We start from the raw sequence: 18,178 nt of genomic DNA, 5'->3' as shown, positions 1-18,178 counted from the left end.
AATATGAGTAAAAAACTATTTATACAAACTTTGGGTTGTCAAATGAATGACACTGATAGTAAGCATATTCAAGCAGAACTTGAGAAACACAAAGGCTATAGTGCTACACAAAATATTGAAGATGCTGATTTAATTATTATAAACACTTGTTCTGTTAGAGAAAAACCAGTTCAAAAACTATTTTCTGAAATTGGACAATTTAATAAGAAAAAAAAAGATGGTGCAAAAATCGGAGTTTGTGGATGTACTGCTTCTCATTTAGGTGAAGATATTATAAAAAGAGCTCCTTATGTTGATTTTGTTTTAGGTGCTAGAAATATTTCAAAAATCAAAGATGTTGTTGATATAAAGGGCTCTGTTGAAATAAGTATTGAAAATGATGACTCTCAATATGAGTTTGCTATAGCAAATAACAACAACTTTAGAACAAGTGTAAATATATCTGTTGGTTGCGATAAAGAGTGTACATATTGTATAGTTCCTAGCACAAGAGGTGATGAGATATCTATTCCACCTCTTATGATAGTTTCACAAATACAAAAAGCTGTTGATAATGGTGTCGTTGAAGTTGCACTTTTGGGACAAAATGTAAACTCTTATGGAAAAAGATTTAGTAATAATGCAGATAAATATAGCTTCACACAACTTCTTCAAGATATATCAAAAATAGATGGTTTGCAACGTATTAGATTCACATCTCCTCATCCACTTCATATGGATGATGATTTTATAGAGGAGTTTGCAAGAAATCCAAAAATCTCGAAATGTATTCATATGCCATTGCAAAGTGGTTCTACAAAGATTTTAAAAGCAATGAAAAGAGGATATACAAAAGAGTGGTTTTTAAATCGTGCTTTTAAAATGCGAGAGTTAATTCCTGATTTAAGAATTACAACAGATATTATCGTAGCATTTCCAGGGGAAACAAATGAAGACTTTTTAGATACTTTAGATGTTGTAAATCAAGTAAAGTTTGATCAAATTTTTAACTTTAAATACTCTCCTAGACCAAATACAAAAGCACTTGAACTAAAAGAACAAGAACTAGATGATAGCATTGGAAGTGCAAGACTTGATGAACTAATTGAACTTCATAAAAGACATTTAGAAAAATCAATGCCTGATATGATTGGAAAAACTGTAAATGTTTTAGTTGAGAGCTTAAAACCAAATGGTGAAGTAAGTGGATATACAGATAATTACTTTTTGGTATTTACAAAAGGAAGCGATGAATTACTAGGAAAATTTGTAAATGTAAAAATTACAAGTGCAACAAGAACTTCATTAAAAGGCGAAATTGTAGAGTAATGTGGAAGTCAATCAAAAAAAAGTATGCTCCATATTTGTTATATTTAATAGCAAAATTTATCTATGCAACAAATAAGAAAGTTTATCACCATCCAAAAGATGACAAAGAAACTTTTCTTTTATGTATGTGGCATGGTGATTTACTTTCACAAATATTTAACTATCATCACTTTAGAAAAGGTTGGGTTGTAAAAGCCATGATAAGTGAAAATAGAGATGGAGAAATTATTGCAAAAACAGCAGAACTTTTTAATTGTGGCTCAATTCGTGGTTCTAGCTCACATGGTGCTTCAAAAGTTTTAATAAGAGCATTAAAAGAGTTAAAAGCTGGAAATGATGTTGCAATTACTCCTGATGGTCCAAGAGGTCCTAGATATAGCATTGCAGATGGAGTTGTAATAATTTCACAAAAAAGTGGAAAAAATATTAGATGTTTTAATGCCATACCTTCTAAATATTGGCAGTTTAAATCATGGGATAAATTTGTATTACCAAAACCTTTTGGTAAAATAGATTTTTACATAAGCGAACCTTTTAGTGTAAAAGATATGGAACTAGAAGATGCAAAATCTTTAATAAAAACAAAGATGTTGCAATACTCTTTAATATAAATTAGGAAAAAAAATGTTTAAAAAAGAGACTATGTTTATAAATGTTGTAAAACAAAACAACAACCTAAAAGTTGAGTATAAAAAATATATAAATAACAAAGAAATAAGTGAAGACAACTCAACATTTCTACTAGATGGAGATATTCTACCCGATAATATTGTCCAAAAATTAAATAATCTACAAAATGAAAATGATTTAAGCTATATATCAACTCTACTTTTAAGTGATACTACAAAATTAATCCCAAAATCAATATCGCCAAAAGTAAAAGATTGTGAAATTATAAATTTCAATGATGCTTACGATATTGTTGTACTAAAAACAACACTATTTGAAACACAAAACTATTTTGGAAAAACTGGAATTGATTATATATATTCAGCTTTTCATATAATGAATGCTCATATTCAAAAACAAAGCTCAAAAAATGAACTTTTATTCTTTATATACAACGACCGAGCTTATATTTTAATAGTAGATAAAAATAGTAAAATAGTTTACAATGAAGTTGTAGATTTACTAACTTTTGATGCTGTAAAAAGAACACATTTTTATGAAGATAATTTGGAGGGTCAAAAACTTTTTGATGAGCTTTATTACCTTGAATTAAGTGAACTTTTACAAAAAATATTAAAAAAATTTCATGAGTCTCAAAAAGAGATTTTTATACAAAAAATATCTTTTTTATTTGCCCTAAGAAATCTTACAAAAGAGCAATTAACAAATCTAAGTCTTGAATTGATGTTAAAAATAGATGATTATAGCGTTGATATTCATGATGAACTTTTTAGCTTATCACGAAATCAAAATGTTTTAAAAAGTTTTGTAGTTCCAAGAAAAAAGAAGAAAAAAAAGGATTCTAGATATATTTTTGTATTTATTCTATTTGCTATGATATTTTATGGTGGATACAAAATTTACAATATGATAGATTTTAGAAAAATTGCAATAAACTTAAATCTAATAGAAGCAAATAAAACTATAAATCTTGAAAAACTTCCTGATCATATTTTAAACAATAGTAAAATTGAGCATAGAATTAAAGCTATTTTTAGTACTACTCCACAAAATATAATGATAAACGAGTTGGTTTTAAAAAATAAAGTATTAGAATTAAAAGTTACATCAAAAGATAATGAAAATCTAGATTTACTAAAACAGTCTCTAAACAATATATATCAAATTGTTGAGACAAAAAAACTAGATGAGAAACAAGATAATAATTTTGAAGCAATAGTTGTAGCAAAAGATGAATTAGAGCTTAAAGATGTTGTATATGGAATATTTACAAAAGATTATCTACAAGATGAACTTTTTGACAAAGATAGTATAAACGAGCAGTTGAAAATACTTTTACCAGAACACTCTATCATAAAATATATCGAAACATACAATGCAAATAAGGTTGAAATTTTTACTTATAGTGTAAATACTATTATAAAAGAACCAAAAGATTTATTCAATATATTTACAAATATAAATAGTGAGCTATACTCTATAACTATTTCAAAACCTATTTTAATGAAAAATACAAATTTAGGAATAGAAGTTGATTTTATTATAGAGTTTAATCAACTAAAAAATTAAGAAATTTATTTATTTTAAACTAAGTTGTTGTTCTTTTAGTATTTTGGCTTTAGAACATACAACTTACCTTTTTCCTTCATTCTTCCAGCATAGTTTAAAGCCTCAGGACCAAATCCCCAAAAAAAGTCAGCGCGTATTTCGCCTTTAATAGCACCACCAACATCTGCTGCAATTGTGAGTTTATTTATAGGTTCTTTAGAAATAGGATTTTGTGTATTTAAAAAAACAGGCATTCCTAAAGGAATATATGTTCTATCAACTGCTATATTTCTTTTTGGAGTTAAAATAGTATTTAAAGCTCCCGTAGCACCTTGATTTGAAACTTTAAAAAAAACATAACTCTCGTTTATATTTAAAATCTCATCTATTTTTGAAGGATTTTTTAATAACTCTTCTTTTATAGCTTGAACACTTATCTCCTCTTTTGAAATTATCTCATTATCAATAAAATATCTACCAATACTTTTATATTCTCGTCCATTTTGTCCAGCATATCCAATATTTAAAATCTCTCCAGAATCAAGTTGTATTTTTCCACTTCCTTGAACTTGTAAAAAAAACAGATCTATTTTATCATCTACATAAGCTATTGGTTCAAGATTTTTGTTATTTTGATTATTTTCTATAGAAGCTCTTGTATCATAAGGAACAATTTTTTTACCAACTTTTTTTCCAATATTTTTATAACCTTGTAAGCTAGTTGTAGTTGAAAGAACTAAATCTTTTGGGATTTTATAAACTGGATATTTGTATCTTTGAGTCTTTATCAAACTTCCATATAAAAGTGGCTCATAATAACCTGTTATCGTCCCCTCATCTTTTAAGTTATTATCATAAAGTTTATATGCTTGAAAGTTTGATACAAAAAACATTGCTCCATCATTTGTATGCTGTGCTTTTTGGCAAACATTTTTTAACTCTTCATACCTTTGAGATTTTTGACAATCTTTTTTGAAAACTTCTAAAGCATGATTTAAATCATCATCAAAAAAACCTTTTATTTGAGAAAAAGGAACTATTTGCATTCCATTTAAAATCTCTTTTTCATATTTTGATTCAAGACTGTTTTGATGATGTTTGTTATCTGTTTTTATATTTTCATCTTTTTTTGAACAAGCTGTTATTAAAAAAATAAGCAAACTTAGAAATATTAAATTTTTCATATATTACACTCCACTTGAGAATTTATTGAATGTATCTCTTTTAAACCACAACTTGTACATAAAAACTCTACATCTTTTATACCTGAGCAACCATGATATTTTAAAACAGTTGTTTTAATTATCTCTTGTGTAAAATTTTTATCACTATTTTTATCAAAAAACAGTTTTCTTGTCTCTAAACAACTAGGACAAGTACCACTTAATAGTGAAAAAAGATGATTTTGTTTTGATTTAAAAAAGATATATATTAGGAGTAATACTACTATAAAAAGAATAAAAATATAAATAAGTGTTTGCATAAGGTAGAGTTTTACTCTACCTCAGCATCGATAACATCGTCATCTTTTTTTGCTTTTTGATTTGCATCTGCTCCAGAAGCAGCCTCACCATCTTTTTTATACATAGCTTCTGCTAATTTGTGAGATTTTTCAGTTAAAACTTTTAATTTCTCTTCAATTTGCTCTTTTGTAGAATTATCATCTTTTAGAACCTCTTCAAGCTCTGCTGCTGCATCAACAATCGCTTTTTTATCTTCTTCAGAAATAGAACTTTCATTCTCTTCTAAAGTTTTTCTTGTAGAGTGAAGCATTGCATCTGCTTGGTTTCTTGTCTCAATTAATGCTTTTTTCTTAGCATCTACATCTTTATTTGCTTCAGCCTCAGCAACCATTTTTGCAATCTCATCATCACTTAATCCAGAACTTCCAGAAATAGTAATTTTATTCTCTTTTCCAGTTCCTTTATCTTTTGCAGATACATTTAAAACACCATTTGCATCTATATCAAATGTTACTTCAATTTGAGGAACACCTCTTGGAGCTGCTGGAATATCTGAAAGTTCAAACATACCTAAAGATTTGTTATCTCTTGCAAACTCTCTCTCACCTTGAGAAACATGAATAGAAACAGCTGGTTGATTATCATCTGCTGTACTAAATACTTGAGATTTCTTAACGGGGATTGTTGTACCTTTTTCAATAAGTTTTGTCATAACTCCACCAAGAGTTTCAATTCCAAGTGATAGTGGTGTAACATCAAGTAATAAAACATCCTTAACATCTCCTCTTAAAACTCCAGCTTGAACAGCAGCTCCAGCAGCTACAACCTCATCAGGATTTACACCTTTATTTAAATCTTTTCCAAAGAAATCTCTTACAACTTGGTTTGCTTTTGGTAATCTTGTACTTCCACCAACCATAATAATCTCATCAATATCACCTTTGCTTAAGTTTGCATCTTTTAAAGCCACTTTTATGTGTTCTAAAGTTTCATCTATTAACTTCTCAGTCATAGATTCAAATTTAGCTCTTGTTAAAGATTTTACTAAGTGAATTGGTCCTGCATTTCCCATTGAAATAAATGGTAGATTAATCTCTGTTGATTCAGCTGATGATAACTCTTTTTTAGCATTTTCAGCAGCATCTTTTAATCTTTGAAGTGCCATTTTGTCATTTTTAACATCAAAACCATTTTCAGCTTTAAATTCATCTGCTAACCAATCAATAATTTTATTATCAAAATCATCTCCACCTAAGAAAGCATTTCCATCTGTACTTAAAACTTCAAAAGTTCCATCTCCAATTTCAAGAACTGTAACGTCAAATGTTCCTCCACCTAAATCGTAAACTAGAACTTTCTCTTCACCTTTTTTATCAAGTCCATATGCAAGTGAAGCAGCTGTTGGCTCATTTATAATTCTTAATACGTTAAGACCTGCAATTGTTCCAGCTTCTTGAGTTGCTTTTCTTTGTGCATCATTGAAGTATGCAGGAACTGTAATAACAGCATCTGTAACACTACTTCCTAAATACTCTTCAGCATCTGCTTTTAGTTTTCCTAAAATTTTTGCTGAAATTTCTTGAGGAGTATAAACTTTCCCACCAATTTCAACAGCAGCTGCCCCATTTCTATCAACTATTTTATATCCAACTTTACTTTGAGCCTCTTTTGCATTTGGTTCATTCATCATTAAACCCATAATTCTTTTTATAGAATATATAGTTTTTTCTGGATTTGTAATAGCTTGTCTTTTTGCAGGATCACCTACAAGGACTTCACCTTTATCTGTAAAAGCAACAATAGAAGGAGTTGTATTTTTTCCCTCTTTATTTGGAATAATTTTTGCTTCACCATTTTCGTAAACTGCAACACAAGAGTTTGTTGTTCCTAAATCTATACCAATAACTTTACTCATTTTTTCTTCCTTTTATTAAGTTTTTTAAATTCTAAATTCTATTCATAGTTTATTGACATTTCGGTCAATTTTCTAATTTGCTATGCTAACCATCGAAGGTCTTAGCAATCTATCTTTTAACATATAACCTTTTTGTAACTCACTTACAATTTGACCACTTTCATGATTTTGGCTATCTACTTGCATTACAGCATTATGCATATTTGGATCAAACTCACCAGTTGTATCAACTTTTGTGATATTGTGTTTTTCAAATGTTGTAATGAAACTTTTAATTGTTAACTCAATTCCCTCTTTTAGTTTTGGAAGTAACTCTTCAGCACTTAAATCTGCATTTGCAGAGTTTAAAGCCATTTCCAAAGTATCAAGAGGAGTTAATAAATCTTTTGCGAACTTCTCACTTGCATAATCTATTGCTTGATATTTTTCTCGCTCTAATCTTTTTTTAATATTTTCAAAATCAGCATGAACTCTTAAAAATTTCTCTTCACTTTGTTTTAAATCCTCTTCAAGTTTAGAAATAATATCTTCCAAACTCTCATCTTTTTGCTCCTCGTTTGCTTCACAACACTCTTTAGAACTTTCACAACAATTTTCTGTTTTTTCTATCTCTTCGTTTAAAACTTCATCTTGTTTTAATTCGCTCATTTTATCTCCTTAAAAATTTATAATTTGTTCAAAAAAATATTCATAATCTTTTGATAACTCACCAACAACAAATATTTTATAATCTTCGTTATTGATTTTGCAGAATTTACAAATTCCTATGTAATTTTGTGGTAAAAAACCATCAAAATATAGACCTTCTTTTAACTCATCTAAAATCGAGCCTTTTAAAAATCTATTAATTGTAAACTCATCAAAATCAAAATTTAATGCCAAAGATAAAAACTCTTTGTAGTTAAAAATATCAAAATCACTGTTTTGTAAAGTTTGGTTTATAGAACTATAAAGCTCATAAGCACCAACATCTTTTGATATTTTTATAATATCTTTCAAAGAACTTTGCAAAAAATCACTCAAAAACTTATATAAAGCTTGACTATATTTTATATTTACAACAAAAGTTGTAAACTCCAAAATTATATACTTATTTTCGACATTTATAATATTTTGTAAAATATCACTTTTCTCTTTTTTTAAAATAACTGTTAATCCAATTTTATTAGCCAAAAACTCCATAGCTTTTATATTCACACCAGAAATAGGGAAATTTAACTTTCCTATCCAATACTGCTTTAAAGCTTCATTTGTAGGTGTTCTTCCACTACTTATATGCTCTTGAGCTAAAAAACCTTCATCGCCTAGTTTTTTAAAATATCCACGAATTGTTGCAGGAGAATAATCTAATTCATACATAGATTTAAGCTCTTTTGAACCTATTGGTTCTAAATGCTCAATATATGCTTTAATAATAGATTGTAATAAAAACTCTTTTTTATCTATCATAAATCCTGCTTTTTCTAAACTTTAGCACTCTATCATATAAACTGCTAAAGAATTATATCTTATTGAGCCAATGTTTGTCAAGTATTTATTCTAAAAAATATAAATAGATACATTTTTACTCATTAAGCTTATAAACTCTATTTAGAATTCTATCCCATTTGTTGTTATTTTGCCAATCAATAGTTACAATTTGTGTAAATTTATCTTTTGTAAATTGATATGAATTTAACTCATTAAAAGCTACAACAGGAGTTAAATCATCTCTTTTTGAAAAAGGAAGAACTCTAAAGCTAAGATTGTCTAAAACTATTGGAGAGGAGTTTTTATTTTCAACATATAATAAAACCATATGAGTTCCAGCACTAGCTTTTACATTTACAATTGCTAAATACAAACTCTCTTTTTTTACTCCTAGTTCCAAAAGTGTAAAATATTTTGCTATTGCATAATCTTCACAATCTCCAAAACCTTTAATAAAAAACTCTTTTGGTGTCATCCAATAATCATCTATTCCAACACTTTGACTATCAAATTCAGGTAAAGTCTTGTTTATAAAAAAGTTTACTTTCCCTAGTTTTTTCTCAATATCAAGATTTTTTGTCTCTTTTTTAAACTCACTATATTTTTCTAATCTTTTCAAAATAGCTGTTTTTTGTCTTGAGTTATTAATTGTATTTTTATCTTTTGAATTTAATGTAAATTCATATGCAAAGCTATTTATCAAAAATAAAGAGTTTAAAAAGATTAAAAAAAATAATTTTCTCATTTATAAAAAATCCTTGATAGATATAAGCCATTTGGACTAATTGGTGTTTTAAATATATTTTCTTCACAGTTTAGTTGTTTTTTCAAATCTTTTATTGTTAGCTTTTTATCATTAATTGCAATTAAAAATCCTACCATAAGTCTTATTTGACTTCTTAAATAAGAGTTTGCACAAAATTTTAAAACATAAATATCTTTATACTTATAAAATTTTGTATCAAAAATTTCTCTTTTTGTATTCTCTTTTTTACTACCTGTTTTATGAAAATATTTAAAATCATAAACCCCAATAAACTCTTTTATAACACTTTTTAAAAGTTCTTCATCTATATTTTCTACATAAGTTACAAATTTATCATTAAAAGGAGTTGTTGGTTTTGAAGTTATTATATATCTATAAACTCTTTTTTTTGCACTAAATCTTGAGTGAAAATCATCACTTACTTTTGATATTTTTTTTATTTTAACTGCTCTTGAGAGTTTATTATTTAAAATCTCTTTTAGTTTTGAAAAATCTTCCCAATAATCTGGGATAAGACAGTTAAAAACTTGCCCTGTAGCATGGACATCTCTATCTGTTCTTCCACTTAAAACTATTTTTGTATCAATATTTATATTTTTAAAAGCTTTTAAAAGTTCATCTTCAACTGTATTTTTATTTGGTTGCTTTTGACTGCCAAAAAAAGAGCTTCCATCATAAGAGACTTCAAACTTTAAATTCAAATTTAATACTCTTTTTTTGTAGTTTTAGAATATAAAATATAACTTGCAAATACCCAAATAATTGGAATAATATATAAAGAGTGCAAAAATAATCTCTCACCAATATATTTAATTAATATAAAATATATAATAACAGCCAATACGGAGTATGCAACAGCTCTATTTTTTTCATATCTTGGATTAAAATAACCAAAAACTATAACTAAAAATAGAGATATTAACGGAAAGATAGATGACAAAATGAAAAATGAAAAATCATCAATATCTCTATTATTTTTCAAAGCATTTTTCCAAAAATTATAAGATGTATCAAAATTTACAATATCAGCATTTGAAATTGAATCATTTATATACATCTCTTTATAATCAATCTGACTAAGCTCTTTATCATCAATTGCAAAAACTTTTCCATTTATTAATTTAAAACTCAAATTACCTTTTTCATTTTCAAGTATGGCTTGATCACTTATTATAAAACTTTCTGAATTTTTTTCACTTTTAAAAAGTGTAACTTCTTTATAAACTTTTTCATCTTTTCCATTTATATAAATTAGCCAATCACCAAATTTTTGTCCAAATTCACTCTCTTTTATATTAAAATTTGCCTCTTTTTTCTTAATTTCAGAGAAAGTTTTTGTTAAATATTTTGTTTTTGGAATAAGACCTAAAGAGATAACGAGTAAGAATATAGTTAAAATAGCTGTTAAAGGTAAGAAAATTTTAATTATATTTAGCGGGTTTAATCCATAAGATGTAATAACAACCATTTCGTATTCGCTTGATAATTTTGACAAACAAATTGTTAATGATATAAAAAAAGATATTGGTAATGTATAAAATACAACTTGCGGAATTGAATATATATAAAGTTTTAAAAGTTCAAAAGATGTCATTGTAATCACAGAAGTAAGACTTGCAATTTTAACCAAAAAAACAACAGAAGTTATAAAAAAAAGTCCTAAAAATATAGGAAAAAAGCTAATAGCTAATTGTGAATGTAAATAGTTACTTAATCTCAATAAAAATCCTTAAAAATATTTGATAAATTAAAAAAATACTCTAATAAAAAACCAAAAACGAGAAATGGAATAAAAGGTACTTCAATCTCATTTTTTCTATTTTTTAAATAAACTGCATAAAACATAGCTACAATTGCACTTAGAAATATTGCAATAAATGTATTATAAACTCCTAAAATTACACCAAAAGATGCGATTAAAGGAATATCTCCTTCTCCTAGTGCTGTTTGAGTTTTTAAACTCTCATCTTTTAAAAATCTTGATTTTATATTTTGTATATAAAAAGTAACCAAAAAATTTAATATTACAAAAGCTCCAGCAATTATAAAAGCACTTTGTAATGCTTCAAAAATATCAAGAGTTGTAATAAAAAAAGATGATAACAGTGCAAACAATAAAAGATAATCAGGCACAGCTTTATATTTAAAATCATAAAATGATAAAACTACCAAATTTATCAAAAATAGTGTAAAAAGTAACATTTGTAAAATACTAAACTCCACCAAATCTTCTTTGTCTTTTATTAAAATCTTCTATTATATCATCTAGCTCTTCAATATTAAAATCAGGCCAAAGTGTCTGAGTAAAAAACATCTCGGCATAAGCATTTTGCCACAATAAATAGTTAGATAGTCTTACTTCTCCACTTGTTCGTATAAGTAAATCAACTGGACCTATTCCTGCTGTATCTAAACAAGATTCAAAGTTTTTTTCATTTACATCAAGTTTTTTCTCATTTAACTTTTTTATTGCTCTAATTATCTCATCTTTTGAGCCATAATTTAGTGCTAAAACTTGTGTAAGCCCTGAGTTTTTTGATGTCTTTTCTTCAATATCTTTTATAGTTTTTTGTAAATTTTTTGAAAACTTACTTAAATCTCCAATAGCTTTAAATCTAATACTATTTTGCATAAATGTTTCAAGCTCATTTTTTAAGTATTTTTCCAAAAGCTTCATTAAATACTCAACTTCCAGTTTTGGTCTTGTCCAGTTTTCAGTCGAAAAAGCGTATAAAGTAAGATACTTAACTCCAAGTGTTGCACAATATTTTGTTATATTTCGAACAACCCTAGCACCCTCTTCATGACCTGCTGTTCTTTTAAGACCTCTATTTTTTGCCCATCTTCCATTTCCATCCATAATGATTGCTATATGAGATGGGCAACTAGAGTTAATCATTTTTCAAACTCTTTTTCTAAATATTCTAAGATATTTAATGAAATATCTAATTTATCACCACTAAAATTAAAACTTTTATCTTTTAAAATAAGCTCTATATTATTGTTTTGGCTCCCAAAACTGTTATTTTCATCTAAAATATTTAAGCAAACTGCATCTAAACTTTTATTTTTTAACATATTTTGAGCATTTATTTTTGCTTCTTTTTTATCCATTTCAGCTTTAAAACCAATAGAAAAAATATCTTTTTTCTCTATTGAAGCCAAAATATCTATATTTTTTTCAAGTTCCAAGCTCCAATTATCACCTAAACTCTCTTTTTTTAATTTTCCGCTGAAACTCTCTTTTGGAATATAATCACTAATAGCAGCTACCATAAATAAAAAACTTTTTTTTAAAGATTTTAAAGCTAATTTATCTTGCAAAGCTAAAAACATAGTTTGTGAGCTATCAACAATTTGTAAATCAATATCTTTGGGTATATTTTCATACCCTCTTGTTGTAACTAAACTTACATTCGCTCCAAGATAGTAAAGCGCAGTTGCAATACTTGATGCCATTTTTCCACTTGAAAAGTTTGAAATATATCTTACACCATCAATTTTTTCTACTGTTCCCCCACCACTTAAAATAACTCTTCTATTTTTCCAGTAAGAAGTTTTTAAAAGCTCTCTACAAGTTATTTGAAAAATATCTATTGGTTCAAGCATTGCACCATTTCCAACATCTTTACAAACTAACTCTTTTGTTTGTGTTTTTAAAACTTTAAAACCTAAATTTTCTAAACTATCTATACTATTTTTTGTAATAGGATTTTCTATCATATTTGTATTTGCAGCAGGAGCTATTATAATTTTCTTTTTACAAGCAAGAACTGTTTGAAGTAATAAATTATCAGCAATTCCTACAGATATTTTATTTATAGTATTTGCACTAGCTGGTGCAATTACTAAAATATCAGCCCATTTTGCTATATCTATATGATTATAATCACTATTTTTATCCCAGTTTTCACTATTTTCATCTAAAATTTTATTTTGGCTAATTGCTTCAAAAGTTATTGGATTTATAAACTTTTTTGCACTTTCACTCATAATAACTCTAACTATTGCTCCAGATTTTATATAAAGTCTTATCAAATCCAAAGTTTTATATATAGCAATAGAGCCAGTAACTCCTAGAAGAATTTTTTTATCTTTTAAAATCACTATTTATTTCTCTTCTTTTGCTTTTTTGGCTTTATCAAAATGTTTATAAAAATAACCATCAATAGTTTTTGCTTTTGCTCTTGTTAAATAAAGTTCACCTTTTTTTATATTTCCTGTTACACAAGATCCAGCAGCTATTAAAACATCATCTTCAATTTTTACAGGTGCAACAAACTGCGTATCACTTCCTACAAAAACATTTTTACCAATTATTGTTTGATATTTATTTATCCCATCATAGTTACAAGTAATTGTCCCGCAACCAATATTTGTACCCTCAGCTATAATACAATCTCCCAAATAACTCAAATGCCCAGCTTTTACACCAGTTAAAATAGCTTTTTTTGTCTCAACAAAGTTTCCTATATGTGTTTTATTTATTTCACTTAGAGGTCGTATTCGTGCCATTGGTCCAATATCACTATCAATAATTATTGAATCTTCAACAACACTATTTGTTTTTATATGTGAGTTTATAATTTTTGAATTTCCAAGAAGACTTACACCATTTTCAATAATTGATTCACCTTCAATTTGCACACCCTCTTCTATATAGATAGTATCAGGCAGTCTCATAATAACACCTGCTTTTAAAAACTCTTTTTTAATTCTATTTTGGTGAATTACTTCAGCATCGGCAAGCTCAACTTTAGAGTTTACCCCTTTAAAATTCTCTTCATTTACAACAAGTGGTTTTAGAATTTTACTTTGCTTTATCGCCATCTCAACTAAGTCTGTTATGTAGTACTCTTTTTGATTATTATTGTTGTTTAACTTTGGTAAATTTTCAAGTAAGAATTTTGTCTCAAACTGATAAATTCCAGCATTTGCTTTGTTGATTTTTAGCTCTTCTTTTGAAGCATCTTTTTGCTCAACTATTTTTTTTACATTTCCATTTTCAATAATTACTCTTCCATAACCATCTGCACTTTCTAACTCTAAAACAGACATTATAATAGTTGCATTTTCTATATCAAATTTTTCAAGTTCACTTGCTTGAATTAAAGGCATATCTCCATTTAAAACCAAAGTTTTCTCATATTTTGGTGTTATTCCCATAACTGCTCCACCAGTTCCTGGATAGTTTTTATGGTCTTGAATTACAAAATTTATGTTTGAAAAATATTTTTCTATTTCAGATTTAACTTTTTCAAATTGATGATATAAAACAACTGTAATATCATCACTTAATTTTAAAGCCTCTTTTATTGAGTAATAAATCATAGGTTTTCCAGAGATTTTATGTAAAACCTTTGGTGTACCTGATTTCATTCTTGTTCCCTGTCCAGCTGCAAGGATTATTATAGATTTTTGATTCAAAAAAATTCCTTATTATTTTTTAAGCAAAGCTTCATTTATCTCTTTTTTAAAGTTTGTAACAACTTCAATAAGAGCATTTTTCATCTTACTATCACTAATATCTTCTGCTGCAACTAATTTATCAAGTATCTTCTCTTTACTTTTGAAAAATTCAGCTACTTTTTTATTTTTTGGATTGTTATTGTACATCAAAACTCCAGAAGAGATAAGAGTTATTACAAGTCTAGTATGTCCTAAAATTGCGGCATAGTTTAATATATTAAATCCACTATTATCAGGTTCATTCATATTTGCACCTGCTAGAATTAACCATCTTGCTATCTCATAGTTTCCTTTCCATTGAGTGTGATGAAGTGCCGTTCTTCCGTGGTTATCTTTTATATCAAGATTTGCTTTTTTTATCATTAATTTTTCAACAATAACCAAATCATCAGCTATTACAGCTTTATGAATAACAGTTCTTCCATCTTTATCTTGAATATCCATATTTATTCTATATTTTAGAAAATTCTGTAATCTTTTTATAAAATATGCTTTCAAAGTTCTATCTTCTATTCTTAAACCCTCATCAACCATATACATCAAAGGAGTATTTCCATCAAAATCTTTGTGGTTTAAATCTACTTTATACTCAACCAAAATATCAAGAATTTCAAAACTATCATAAGGAACCAAATCAAAAACTATATTTTTTCCATCTACTCTTGTATAGCTTATATCAGCTTCATAAACTAATAGTTTTTTTAATAAGATATCAAATCCACCATCTTCTTGTATATATTCATCTAAACTTTGATTTCTTGTTTTTTCGCCTTTTGAGATTAAGATAATTTCTATAAGATTGTCTACAATTGTTCTAAAATATTTATCTCTTTGGTTTAAATTTGCACCTTTTAGGATTAAAAAATCTATTATTTTATTATTTGAATAGCCCTTTAATACCTCTATATGAAATAAACTTCTGTGATGTTCATCAAAAATATTTAAACTAGCTCCACAATTTAATAAAAACTCTGCATTTACAAAATTTTTTCTCTCTAACTCTTTTTGTAAAGCAGTTTTTCCATATTTATCTAAAGTATCAACTTTAAATCCTAATTCAATAATTTGAAGAGCCAAAGATAAGTAATCATCTTTTGGATTTATAAGTACATATCTTTTATCTTCAATATCTTTATCATATTTTTGTAAAACCATTATATAAAAAATTTCATCTAAAATAGACTTATCTCTATTATCGACAACATTAAGATTTATTCCTCTTTTTGCTAAATGCTTTAGAAGTATCTCATTTTTCATACCTTGCAAAATTGTGTTATACAATACATTTTGACCATTTTTATCTAAAATATTTAGATTTATTCCAATATTTATCAAAGCCAAGGCAAGCCTTAAATCATCTTTTAAAACAGCTTCAAAAAGTGCTGTTTGTCCATTTTTATCTACTGCATTTATATCTTTTACATTGTCAATAACTTTTTTCAAAGTCTCTAAATTTCCATTTTCTATAGCATCAAAAACTACGTTTCTGCCATCATTATCTTTTATATCAAAATCCAAATTATAGTTTAAAAGTATTTGAAAAACTTTATCATTTCCTAAAAGTACACTATCTTGCAATACTGTTCTACCAGCAGAGTTTTTTCTATTTCCATCAAAACCATTGTCTAGTAAAAATTTTATCATCATAAAATCATATTTTTCACAAGCCTCACTTAGTACTGTTTTACCAAGCTTATCCTCTTTATACATATCTATACCGAGGCTTATCAAAATTTTTATTGCATTAAAATTTTTTTTAGCAGCAAAGAAAAAAAGATAGTTCCTACCTTTTTCATCTACTCCATTTATATTTACACCATTTGCAATATATTTTTTGAGTTTATCGATATTGATATTTGAAGACATCAACTCTTTTACAAATGCATCTTCATCGGCTCTAAAAAAACCTAGCACAATACTTTCCTTATTCTAAATATTCATCTTTATTATGGATATATTCTATCAAAAAATATATTAAACTCTTTTTCTTCCTCTAGAATAAAAATTATTTTTTTTATCTTCTTTTCCTTTATCTTTATCTTTATAAAAAGGTTTTTCATCTCTTTTTTCATCTATTAAAACACCTTTTAAAGATTTTTCAATAAATCTATTAAAAGATTCTCTCAAAATAAAAGCCTTATCATGGTCAGGAAAAAGATCAGGCAACTTATACGAAAGCCAAAGATACAAAGATATTTTTTTTACTTCATCTTCAACCAAAAGCAAATCTTTTTGTGTAATTGCCTTTTTTGGTAAAGTAATAGATGGCTTATAGTGATTTGGTCGTTTTTTAATCACACTTGCTATATATGAGTTATAGGCTTGGACAATAATAGTTGATTTTGTAGTAATTGGAGCTTGTGCCAAAAGATATTTCTCTTCCAAACTCAAACCATCTTTACTATCAACAATTCTCGAAGCTTCAAGCATACTAGATAAATTTGCTGCTTCAAAAGGACCAGCAAATTTCATGTTTAAAGCAAAAAAGTTTAAAACTTTTGTAAGTGATTTTGTTTTTAAATGCATTGAAAGATTTTCTAGTTGAGAGTTATTTATCTTTACTTTAAAAGGTGGTTTTATAGTTCTAATTGGTGCTTCAAACTCATCTTTGATATATTCTAAAACATCTCTTCTTGTTGATCCTAAATATCCAGCTTCAAAAAGTCCAAATCTTCCAGCACGACCTGCAATTTGAACTATCTCATTTACACTTATTTTTCTTTTACTAACTCCATCAAATTTTGTATCCGTTGTAAACAAAATTGTCTTAATTGGAAGATTTAATCCCATACTTATAGCATCTGTTGCAATTAAAATTTGACTCTCACCTCGTCTAAATCTACTTGCTTCATCACGTCTAACTTCAGGAGATAAATTTCCATAAATTACAGATACAGAGTATTTTTTTTGCAATTTTTGTTTGAGTTTTAAAACTTCAGCTCTTGAAAAAGCTATCAAGGCAGTTGCATTTTCAAGTTTTTCAAGGGGTGTCCATTTTTCAAGAACCAACAAAGGATTTTTTCTTTTATGTCTTACAACTTCTAACTCTTCATCTAAATATTGAACTATTTTTTTTACAGCTTCAAGAGCATTTACACTTCCAGTCATAATAACTTTTTTTGCAGGAACTCCAATAATAGCATTTACCCAAGCCCAACCTCTATCGTTGTCTTCAAGCATTTGAACTTCATCAATAACTGCAACATCAACTTCTAAATCAAAATCTAACATCTCAATAGTTGAGCAAATATGTGCTGCATCTTCACATAATTGTTGCTCTTCACCTGTTATTAGTGAAGCTTCTATTTTTGACTCTTTTAAGTCTTCATACCCTTCAAGTGCTAAAAGCCTCAAAGGAGCAAGATATAATCCACTATTTGCCTCTTTTAGCTTTTTCATAGCGTTATATGTCTTTCCACTATTTGTAGGTCCTACATAAAATTCCAGTTTTCTGTTCATACTTCTTGCTAGTGGATATAGTGTTTTTAAATCACAATTTAATAAATCTTTTAGTTGCTCTTGCCAATTTTCTTTCATAAACTCTTCTTTTTAAATATTAAGCGATTATATCTACTTTTACCAATATTTACATATAATACACTTTTTAAA

Annotated in this window: 17 protein-coding genes; 3 read left to right on the top strand and 14 right to left on the bottom strand. The window is 27.1% G+C overall.

The features are described 5' to 3' along the window. Positions 1-3: 3 nt before the first annotated feature. The 3 genes from miaB to ACRYA_RS00885 are packed head-to-tail and all read left to right on the top strand — an operon-like array spanning position 4 to position 3,507. Positions 4-1,308, top strand: a complete 1,305-nt coding sequence (miaB, locus tag ACRYA_RS00895) for a tRNA (N6-isopentenyl adenosine(37)-C2)-methylthiotransferase MiaB (RefSeq protein ID WP_105917140.1) — start codon at positions 4-6, stop codon at positions 1,306-1,308. Then, positions 1,308-1,919 carry a lysophospholipid acyltransferase family protein gene (locus tag ACRYA_RS00890; RefSeq protein WP_105917139.1) on the top strand — a complete coding sequence of 204 codons (612 nt, stop codon included), beginning with the start codon at positions 1,308-1,310 and terminating at the stop codon, positions 1,917-1,919. Before miaB ends, ACRYA_RS00890 begins: the two co-directional genes overlap by 1 nt. 13 nt (positions 1,920-1,932) lie before the next feature. Next, positions 1,933-3,507 carry a DUF8569 domain-containing protein gene (locus ACRYA_RS00885; RefSeq protein WP_105917137.1) on the top strand — a complete coding sequence of 525 codons (1,575 nt, stop codon included), beginning with the start codon at positions 1,933-1,935 and terminating at the stop codon, positions 3,505-3,507. A gap of 35 nt (positions 3,508-3,542) precedes the next feature. On the opposite strand, the gene mltA is transcribed toward ACRYA_RS00885, so the two are convergent. The 14 genes from mltA to ACRYA_RS00815 all read right to left on the bottom strand — a co-directional run bounded on the left by mltA (position 3,543) and on the right by ACRYA_RS00815 (position 18,106). Then, entirely contained in the window at positions 3,543-4,670 is a 1,128-nt protein-coding gene (mltA, locus tag ACRYA_RS00880; RefSeq protein WP_105917135.1) for a murein transglycosylase A, read from the bottom strand. Continuing rightward, complete coding sequence (locus tag ACRYA_RS00875) at positions 4,667-4,969, bottom strand: hypothetical protein (protein WP_105917133.1); 303 nt, start codon at positions 4,967-4,969, stop codon at positions 4,667-4,669. Before ACRYA_RS00875 ends, mltA begins: the two co-directional genes overlap by 4 nt. Positions 4,970-4,980: 11 nt before the next feature. After that, the gene (dnaK, locus tag ACRYA_RS00870) at positions 4,981-6,864 is read right to left on the bottom strand and encodes a molecular chaperone DnaK (RefSeq protein WP_105917131.1); all 1,884 of its coding nucleotides are present in this window, start codon (positions 6,862-6,864) and stop codon (positions 4,981-4,983) included. A 72-nt stretch (positions 6,865-6,936) separates the two neighbouring features. Further along, entirely contained in the window at positions 6,937-7,512 is a 576-nt protein-coding gene (gene grpE, locus ACRYA_RS00865; RefSeq protein ID WP_105917130.1) for a nucleotide exchange factor GrpE, read from the bottom strand. 9 nt (positions 7,513-7,521) lie between these two features. Beyond that, the gene (locus ACRYA_RS00860; RefSeq protein ID WP_105917128.1) at positions 7,522-8,313 is read right to left on the bottom strand and encodes a heat-shock protein; all 792 of its coding nucleotides are present in this window, start codon (positions 8,311-8,313) and stop codon (positions 7,522-7,524) included. Between the two features lie 115 nt (positions 8,314-8,428). Then, complete coding sequence (locus ACRYA_RS00855; RefSeq protein WP_105917127.1) at positions 8,429-9,079, bottom strand: transglutaminase-like cysteine peptidase; 651 nt, start codon at positions 9,077-9,079, stop codon at positions 8,429-8,431. Further along, a complete protein-coding gene (gene truA, locus ACRYA_RS00850; RefSeq protein WP_105917125.1) occupies positions 9,076-9,801 on the bottom strand; it encodes a tRNA pseudouridine(38-40) synthase TruA in 726 nt (241 codons plus the stop codon). Before truA ends, ACRYA_RS00855 begins: the two co-directional genes overlap by 4 nt. 2 nt (positions 9,802-9,803) lie before the next feature. Next, on the bottom strand, positions 9,804-10,820 hold the full coding sequence (locus tag ACRYA_RS00845) for an LptF/LptG family permease (protein WP_105917123.1): 1,017 nt from the start codon (positions 10,818-10,820) through the stop codon (positions 9,804-9,806). Further along, positions 10,817-11,323, bottom strand: coding sequence for a prepilin peptidase (locus ACRYA_RS00840; RefSeq protein WP_228199757.1), 507 nt, complete (start codon positions 11,321-11,323; stop codon positions 10,817-10,819). The genes ACRYA_RS00845 and ACRYA_RS00840 overlap by 4 nt, the downstream gene beginning before the upstream one ends. Continuing rightward, positions 11,313-11,999, bottom strand: a complete 687-nt coding sequence (locus ACRYA_RS00835; RefSeq protein WP_105917122.1) for a di-trans,poly-cis-decaprenylcistransferase — start codon at positions 11,997-11,999, stop codon at positions 11,313-11,315. Before ACRYA_RS00835 ends, ACRYA_RS00840 begins: the two co-directional genes overlap by 11 nt. Further along, the gene (gene coaBC, locus ACRYA_RS00830; RefSeq protein WP_105917120.1) at positions 11,996-13,207 is read right to left on the bottom strand and encodes a bifunctional phosphopantothenoylcysteine decarboxylase/phosphopantothenate--cysteine ligase CoaBC; all 1,212 of its coding nucleotides are present in this window, start codon (positions 13,205-13,207) and stop codon (positions 11,996-11,998) included. Before coaBC ends, ACRYA_RS00835 begins: the two co-directional genes overlap by 4 nt. Positions 13,208-13,210: 3 nt before the next feature. Continuing rightward, on the bottom strand, positions 13,211-14,527 hold the full coding sequence (glmU, locus tag ACRYA_RS00825) for a bifunctional UDP-N-acetylglucosamine diphosphorylase/glucosamine-1-phosphate N-acetyltransferase GlmU (protein WP_105917118.1): 1,317 nt from the start codon (positions 14,525-14,527) through the stop codon (positions 13,211-13,213). A 12-nt stretch (positions 14,528-14,539) separates the two neighbouring features. After that, complete coding sequence (locus tag ACRYA_RS00820) at positions 14,540-16,483, bottom strand: ankyrin repeat domain-containing protein (protein WP_105917117.1); 1,944 nt, start codon at positions 16,481-16,483, stop codon at positions 14,540-14,542. Positions 16,484-16,543: 60 nt separating this feature from the next. Continuing rightward, positions 16,544-18,106, bottom strand: coding sequence for a helicase-related protein (locus ACRYA_RS00815; RefSeq protein WP_105917115.1), 1,563 nt, complete (start codon positions 18,104-18,106; stop codon positions 16,544-16,546). Positions 18,107-18,178: the final 72 nt, after the last annotated feature.

The organism is Aliarcobacter cryaerophilus ATCC 43158, assembly GCF_003660105.1.
Taxonomy (GTDB): domain Bacteria; phylum Campylobacterota; class Campylobacteria; order Campylobacterales; family Arcobacteraceae; genus Aliarcobacter; species Aliarcobacter cryaerophilus.
The sequence above is the reverse complement of the archived record's forward strand: the minus strand, read 5'-3'. Positions and strand labels throughout refer to the sequence as shown.